Origin of the sequence: Haliea sp. (assembly GCF_040222615.1) — a bacterium.
In the GTDB taxonomy this organism is placed as follows: Bacteria; Pseudomonadota; Gammaproteobacteria; order Pseudomonadales; family Halieaceae; genus Haliea.
Genome location: NZ_JAVKCQ010000043.1, coordinates 1 through 6,869 on the forward strand (window position 1 = coordinate 1; position 6,869 = coordinate 6,869).

The 6,869-nt window shown below is 64.1% G+C and carries 6 protein-coding genes; all 6 read right to left on the reverse strand.

Going from position 1 to position 6,869, the window contains the following annotated elements:
- Window positions 1-21 precede the first annotated feature (21 nt).
- The gene (locus RJQ10_RS04100; protein ID WP_350143901.1) at window positions 22-582 is read right to left on the reverse strand and encodes a chemotaxis protein CheW; all 561 of its coding nucleotides are present in this window, start codon (window positions 580-582) and stop codon (window positions 22-24) included.
- Complete coding sequence (locus RJQ10_RS04105; RefSeq protein WP_350143903.1) at window positions 583-993, reverse strand: response regulator; 411 nt, start codon at window positions 991-993, stop codon at window positions 583-585.
- A 109-nt stretch (window positions 994-1,102) separates the two neighbouring features.
- Window positions 1,103-1,699: a hypothetical protein gene (locus RJQ10_RS04110; RefSeq protein WP_350143905.1), complete on the reverse strand. Its 597-nt coding sequence runs from the start codon at window positions 1,697-1,699 to the stop codon at window positions 1,103-1,105.
- A complete protein-coding gene (locus RJQ10_RS04115) occupies window positions 1,692-2,969 on the reverse strand; it encodes an AAA-type ATPase lid domain-containing protein (RefSeq protein WP_350143906.1) in 1,278 nt (425 codons plus the stop codon). Before RJQ10_RS04115 ends, RJQ10_RS04110 begins: the two co-directional genes overlap by 8 nt.
- 4 nt (window positions 2,970-2,973) lie before the next feature.
- On the reverse strand, window positions 2,974-3,690 hold the full coding sequence (locus RJQ10_RS04120) for a TSCPD domain-containing protein (RefSeq protein ID WP_350143908.1): 717 nt from the start codon (window positions 3,688-3,690) through the stop codon (window positions 2,974-2,976).
- Window positions 3,691-3,704: 14 nt separating this feature from the next.
- On the reverse strand, window positions 3,705-6,869 hold a 3,165-nt coding region (locus RJQ10_RS04125; RefSeq protein ID WP_350143910.1), incomplete at its 5' end, for a ribonucleotide reductase barrel domain-containing protein.

Consider the following 6,869-nt stretch of genomic DNA (forward strand, 5'->3'; position numbering starts at 1 on the left):
GTAGTGAGGGAGGAGTCTGACTCATGATGCATGATCCTCGGCAACGGCGTCCGGCCGTGCAGCTGTGTCGGAAAGGGCGCCGTCTGTGACCAGCTGGCCGATATCGAGCAGGCCCAAAAAGCGCGCTCCCTGCCAGAAGCCGCCGGTACAGCAGGCCGCCAGGGGGCCCTCAATCGGGGTGTCAGGGTCGTGCTGGTCCGCGAGCAACTTGATATTGCCCTCCACCCTGCTCAAAGTAATGCCAACGCGGCAGCCCGGCCGGTTGACCACCAGGCAGTACTCCCGTCGACGCCCGGGGGGCAGGCGCTGCCCGAACAGGCTGTCGCCACAGTAAACAGGCAACAGGCCACCCTGGTGACTGGCAATGCCCAGCACCCAGTTGCGGGTACCGGGAATCTGCGTCAACGGAGGCACGGCAATGACAGCCTCAATGTCGCCGGCCGCAACCAGCAGCGGGACGCCGGCAATACCCAGCAGCGCTCCCCGCCAGTATTCCGGATCGGGCAACACCGCCGGCATGGAGGACGCGGCGCCGGCGTAACGCGCCTGCAGAGAAGTCAGCGCAGCGTAAGCGGCGGTCATTCAGGCCACCTCGCTCGCCCGCGTGTTTTCATAGATCAGCTGGCGCAAGACCGGGTCAGGGGGGATCTTGCTGACGTGAGCGGTAGCGCCGCGGGCCTGTCCACGGGCGATATCGAAAACGCCGTCCGATGACGAGAGCAGCACCACCGGCAGGTCACGGGTATCCTCACCATGGCGGATCAGGCTGCAGGTCTGGTAGCCATCCAGCTCCGGCATGCTGATGTCCAGAAAAACGATATCCGGCCGGAACCGTCGCAACAGAGCCAGCCCGCGGTAGCCATCTTCCGCCGTCTCCACCTGACAGCCCATCTGTTTCAGCGTATGCGACATCATCATGCGGATGGTCTTGGCGTCATCGACGATCGCGACACGAATACCGGTGATGTCCTGGACTTCTGCTTGATCGCTCATTGTCGTCCTCATGTTTTCTGCGGCTGACAGTATTTTGGTTGTGAAGCGGGCTCTGCAAGCACTATTTGTCATTTTCCCGACTTGAGGCCACGGCGCCAACCGACACCGGTCAGGGTTCTGCCGGGAACATCACGCTGCGAAATGGCTCCATGTGGCCGGCCTGGAAGTCCTGCCACTCGTAAATATTGAACTGTTGCATCAGCTGCAGGCAGCGTTGAAAAACCACATCGGCATCGTAGCTGGAAGATGGAATCCCGTAGCGTTCCGTAAGCCGGGCAAATATGCGGGCAGCAATGTCCCGCCGGCCGCGATCCTCCCGATACAGCAAATGTTCCACCGGTGATGCGACGATGGGGGAGCCATACACCAGGAACGCCTCCCACCGCTGTGGATCGTGCCCGGATCCGAGCCGGGCGACCAGCAGCCGTACCAGCGCCTGCAGATGCCTGCGCGGCGGCACCTGATCCTGCTGCAACCAGCGCCGGACTTCCGCTTCCTTCCACTCCGGGTTGATGGCCAGCACCCCCAGGACGCGCCCCTCTATTCGGGAGGGGACGATAGCCGCGAGATCCAGCAGCAGATTGAGCCGGGCCGAAAACCCCAGCGGGTCCGGGTCCGCTTCCCGCAGCAGCCCCTGGTACTCCGCAGCCAGTTGCCCGGGGCTCGGGGTACCGGTGGCCGGCGCGTCGCGCATATCCTCAGCCATGGGCCACGGTCAGGCCGGGCGGCAGGGCGGCGTCCCGCCACTCGCGCAGGCGCTTGCCATAGGTGGGCCGGGATACGCCCAGCAACTGCGCCCGCAAATCCACGGTGGCCACATCGCGATGGGCCTCCAGCAGTTCCAGCAGCAGACTCTGTCCGGCGAGCAGGGGGCTGTCGCCCGCACTGCCGAGCCCGCGAATCCAGTCAGCGACCAGCCGCGCCGGGTCCTGCCACAGTGGGCAGCCATCACGCGCTGCCTGGCGAGCCGCGATCGCCGGCAGCCAGCGGGCGATATTGCGGCGGCTGGTGTGCAGGAACGCGGCGCTGTCGCCATGCTGCCCCTGGTAACGGGCCAGTGTCGCGAGCACGATTTCGTCCTCCAGCCACGTTCCCAGCGGTAGCAGCTCCTGCACCGACAACAGCTGGTTGACCCTCTCCGCCAGCATCAGCGCAAGCTCCTCCCAGGCACTGGGGCTGTAACTGTCGCCGCCGCACTCGTAGCCGGGAGAGCCCTGCAGGGGCAGCTGCAGGCTGCCGCTCGCTGCCTGGTCACCCAGAAACAGCTTGAGGTCCACGGGGGTGAGCCACTCGCCACCGGGTTTCTGCTCCAGCGCGCGCACCACCCGCTGGCGAATCTCGCTGATATTGCCGTGCCAGGGATGCTGGCGCATGGCCTGCTCCGCTTCCGGGGTAAAACCCTTCACCTCGATGCTGCGGCTGGCGCATTCCTGGGCCAGGATTTTCCGCGCCCAGCGCAGGATGGCCTGCTGGCGGTGGCGCATCGGTGGCACCCGTATCGGGTAGGCTGCGAACACACTCGCCAGTTTGCGCTGCAGCGCTCCCTCGGCGACCAGCCGCTGCAGGCTGGCGGGAAACAGGGCGACGAAGCGCACAGCAGGCAGGTAGGTCGGCGTCTCGGCATCGGCGAGCAGCCGGGTTGCCATTTGCCGTGCCAGCTTCACTTGGGACTCAGCTGCCATCAGATGCGGCGACTTGAAAACCAGGGTTTTGCCGGCGCCTGCCAGCAGGGCCTGACGAATGCGGCGGTTGGCATCGTCGCGGCTGCGGAATTCACGGCAGTCGATGGCGATAAGGCTGTTGACGCTGCCACCGGCCTGGGCGTGGAGAATGCGGGCTATGTACATCTTGCCGGTGCCGCGGGCGCCAATAATGGCGACGGGGGTCTCTGTCCTTGCCAGGAAAGCCGCCTGATCGACCGCCCCCTCCATATTGTCGAGGACATAACCATCCAGCTTGTCTGCAGACGTCAGCAAGTATTTACCCGCATTTGGAGTCCGCGCAGTTCAGGCAGGTCATACACCCATCCAGCAGAACAACGGCGCGCGTGTTGCACTTGTAACAGAGACTGGCGCCAGGGGGGAAGGATGAGTCCTCCGCCTCTGCGGACCCGGCACCCGTACTATCCGGGGAGCCGGCTTCGCCCATGAGTTCGCGGCGCTTGTCAGCGATGAATTTGCGCTGGTGATCGTCCAGCTTCGACTCTATCAGGCCAATGTGTTTCATGTGGTCTTCAATGGCGTAGCCTATCTCCGCCACGATCGAGGGCATGAATACACCGCCCTTCTTGAAATAGCCGCCGCGGGGGTCGAACACCGCTTTCAGCTCCTCGACCAGGAAGGTGGCATCGCCGCCCTTGCGGAATACCGCCGAAATCAGCCGGGTCAGCGCCACCACCCACTGGAAGTGCTCCATGTTCTTGGAATTGATAAAGACCTCGAACGGGCGGCGCAGCTCGTGTTCGGTGCCCTCGTTGAGGACGACATCGTTGACCGTAATGTAGAGCGCGTGCTCGGACATCGGCGTCTTCACCTTGTAGGTTGACCCCACCAGGCGCTCCGGCCGCTGGAAGGACTCGTGCATATGGACCACATTGCTGGCCGGCACCGCATCGCGCTCGCCCGCCACCGGCTCCGGGGTGGCGCCCTGCTGCAGGACCTTGTAGCTGACAATCTTGCTGCCGATCTTTACCGTCATTGCTGTCTCCGGGCTCAGAACTTGCCGTAGTAGCCTTCTTTCAGGGCATCGAACAGGTTCGCCGCTGTGTGCATTTCACCATCGTATTCCACTTCCTGGTTGCCTTTCAGCTCCACTACCGAACCGTCCTCCAGGGTAAACTGGTACACCGTGTTTTCCAGATCCTGCTCCTTCACCAGTACGCCCTGGAACGCCTCCGGGTTGAAGCGGAAGGTGGTGCAGCCCTTGAGCCCCTTGGCATGGGCGTAGAGGTAGATATCCTTGAACTCCTCGAACGGGTAGTCCGTGGGCACGTTGGCGGTCTTGGAAATGGAGGAGTCCACCCATTGCTGGGCAGCGGCCTGGATATCCACGTGCTGCTTTGGTGTCACGCTGTCGGCAACAATGAAATAGTCGGGCAGTTTCTCCTCAGCGAGTTCGCTGTAAGGCATGGCGCGGGGGTTCACGAGGCTGCGGTAGGCGAGCAACTCGAAGGAAAACACATCGACCTTTTCCTTGCTCTTGCGGCCCTCGCGAATGACATTGCGCGCGTAATGGTGGGCGAAGCTGGGCTCGATACCGTTGCTGGCGTTATTGGCCAGCGACAGGGAGATGGTACCTGTCGGCGCGATGGAGGAGTGGTGGGTGAAGCGTGATCCCTTCTCCGCCAGCTCGTCCACCAGTTCCGGCGCCACCTCGGCCACCCGCTGCATGTAGCGGCTGTAGCGCGCATGCAGGACCTTGCCCGGCAGGCGGTCACCCACGCCGATGCCATCGCGCGCCATTTCCGGGCGCGCAACCAGCATTTCGGCAGTGACCTCGAACAGGTCCTCCATGATCGGCGCCGGACCCTTCTCCCGGGCCAGGGCCAGGCCCTGCTGCCAACCCACCAGGGCCATTTCCCGGGAAACCTCCTCGGTGAACCGCACCGAGGCCTCGTCGCCATAGGACATTCCCAGCAAGGTGATGGTGGAACCGAGGCCGAGGAAGCCCATACCGTGGCGGCGTTTGTAGCTGATCTCGTGGCGCTGCTGCTCCAGCGGCAGGCCATTGATTTCCACCACGTTGTCGAGCATCCGGGTGAACACGGCCACCACATCGCGATAGCGATCCCAGTCGAAGCGGGCCTTGTCGGTGAAGGGGTCCAGCACCAGGCGGGTGAGATTGATGGAGCCCAGCAGGCAGCTGCCGTAGGGGGGCAGGGGCTGTTCGCCGCAATTATGGGCGTGCAGGCCGTTGCCGTCGAAAGTATTGATACCCGGAACCTGCACGTCGTAAACATCCTCGACGCCATCCGGCTGAATGCCGGCGACCGTGGCCACAAACCGCTCCCGGTTCAAACGCCGTGAGTAGCCCGCCAGCAGGTCGTCGAGTCGCGCCTGCTTGGCGGTGTCGGCAAACCCGATACGCTCGGCAAACACCTGCAAATTGGCACCGCTGACGACCAGCTCGTGCTGAGCACGCGTGGCATATAGCGCTTTGTTCCCGCGGCCATCGGGCAGCAGGGCTTCGCCTGCGCCGCGCCGCTCGCGGTAGAGGGTGGAGTTGATACCCAGGCGCAGCAACATGCGTTGTGCCGCCTCCAGGGTGCCGACATCCGACTGGGCAAGACGCACGCTGACACCTTTTTCCTGCGAGCCCTGTACCGACCCGTCGGCATCGAATAGCCCCCGCAGCAGGCCGCGATGGAATTCACTGGATGAGGCTTCCGCCCTGGGGGTGATCGTCTTGTTTCCCGGAACCATGCCAAGACCAAGGGCGAGGCGCCGCAGGGCACCGCTGACCAGGCGATACTCGTCCCGTCCGGCCACTTTTTGCCAGCCGGCAAAATCGGCGCGGTGTGGCAGGCGACGGGCAGCCGCAAGAGCCGCCGCCATAACACCCTCGGCGCCGTCCGCACTGCCAGTCTCATTCACCGCGAGGGGCCGCGGCCAGACCGACAGTACCGCCTTGTCCGCCTTCAAGGTGCCATCGCCGATCAACAGTCCGACCAGATAACCCTCGTCCCGGGAGTAAGCGCCCTGCCATTCGGCAGCGCCGCGATGGTCGTTGAGCAGGACCTGGTCGCCCGCGCGCAGGGCGCTCGCCTCGCACCACTCGGTTTCCAGACGCCAACGGGTGAGGGCGCTTACCCGCCGAACGCGGTGGTCAGCGGTGAGCCGCAGGGCGGGACCTTCACGGGTCTGCAGGCGCAACACGGGCCTGGTTGCCGTGCGAAAGAAACCCTGGGCGCCCGATGCATGATCACGTCCGTCTACACGAGCCAGGAAGGCCCGGCCGATCAGGTCCGCAACCTGCCTTGGGCCATCGGCTGTCTGCACCCAGGTGTCGGCTGTGACACAGGGGTTCGTCGCGCGGATATTCTCCAGCCACCAGTTGTTGTTCATCTGGTTGACCCGGTCGATCAGGATAAAACCCGGCTCGGCAAAGTCGTAGGTCGACGCCATGATCATGTCCCACAGCCGGCGCGCCGGGACTGTCTTGTAGATCCGGCAGGCGACTTCGCCGCAGTCGTTGCTGACATAGCCCCTGGTGACCGGGAACGGGCGCCAGAGCAGCTGCGGATCATTGGCCAGATCAATGCCCGACTCCTCCACCTCCCGCGCGGTCACTGGAAAGCTCAGCGACCAGTCCGCATCGGCCTTCACAGCCTCGATGAACTCATCCGTGATCAGCAGGCTCAGGTTGAACTGCCGCAGCCGGCCGTCCTCGCGCTTGGCGCGAATGAAGTCCATGACGTCGGGGTGATGAATATCGAAGGTTCCCATCTGCGCGCCGCGGCGACCACCGGCCGAAGACACGGTGAAACACATCTTGTCGTAGATATCCATGAACGACAGCGGGCCCGAGGTGTAGGCACCGGCGCCGCTGACGTAGGCCCCGCGCGGCCGCAGGGTGGAAAACTCGTAGCCAATGCCGCAGCCGGCCTTGAGGGTCATGCCGGCTTCGTGATTCTTTTGCAGGATGTCATCCATGGAATCGGTGATGGTTCCCGATACCGTGCAGTTGATGGTCGAGGTCGAGGGCTTGTAGGCGCCGGCGCCGGCATTGGAAATAATCCGGCCCGCGGGCAGGGCGCCGTTCTGCAGGGCCCAGAGGAAGCGCTGGTACCAGTGCTTGCGGGCGCTGTCGCTGTCCTCGACCTCGGACAGTGCGCGCGCCACCCGTTTCAGGGTATCGGCAATGTCGCGATCGACCGG

Coding starts and splice junctions, on each gene's coding strand:
- RJQ10_RS04100 (WP_350143901.1), bottom strand. CDS start 582: ATGACCGCCGCTTACGCTGCGCTGACTTCTCTGCAGGCGCGTTACGCC.
- RJQ10_RS04105 (WP_350143903.1), bottom strand. CDS start 993: ATGAGCGATCAAGCAGAAGTCCAGGACATCACCGGTATTCGTGTCGCG.
- RJQ10_RS04110 (WP_350143905.1), bottom strand. CDS start 1,699: ATGGCTGAGGATATGCGCGACGCGCCGGCCACCGGTACCCCGAGCCCC.
- RJQ10_RS04120 (WP_350143908.1), bottom strand. CDS start 3,690: ATGACGGTAAAGATCGGCAGCAAGATTGTCAGCTACAAGGTCCTGCAG.